This window comes from Streptomyces sp. CB02400 (assembly GCF_001905725.1).
GTDB lineage: Bacteria > Actinomycetota > Actinomycetes > Streptomycetales > Streptomycetaceae > Streptomyces > Streptomyces atrovirens.
This window is the reverse complement of the sequence record NZ_LIWB01000023.1, coordinates 130361-130646: the sequence shown is the minus strand read 5'-3', so window position 1 is coordinate 130646 and position 286 is coordinate 130361. Positions and strand designations below refer to the sequence as shown.

Sequence of the window (286 nt, the reverse complement as noted above, 5' to 3'; positions counted from 1 at the left end):
CACTCCAGCGGACGTGACCGGCCCCGGACCTGCTGGAGCGCGACTTCACCGTGCCGGACCCGGATGTGCGCTGGTGCGGGAGCATTACCTATCTGCCGCTCAGTGATGACTGGATGTGCCTGGCCAGGGTCATCGGCATTCATTCGCGCTGGGTGATGGGCTGGTCCATGGCCGATCACATGCGCTCCGACCTCGTGATTTCTGTATTCGACACGGCTGTGGCCGCGTGGGGCGGGGCGGTCAACGGGCTCGTCGGCATGAGGACGGTGCCCGTCACCTTTCGCCG

1 protein-coding gene is annotated in these 286 nt (G+C 66.1%); it reads left to right on the top strand.

What is annotated here, in order from left to right:
* Positions 1-50: 50 nt before the first annotated feature.
* Positions 51-286: DDE-type integrase/transposase/recombinase (locus AMK33_RS42580; protein ID WP_327380426.1), on the top strand; the 236-nt coding region annotated here is incomplete at its 3' end.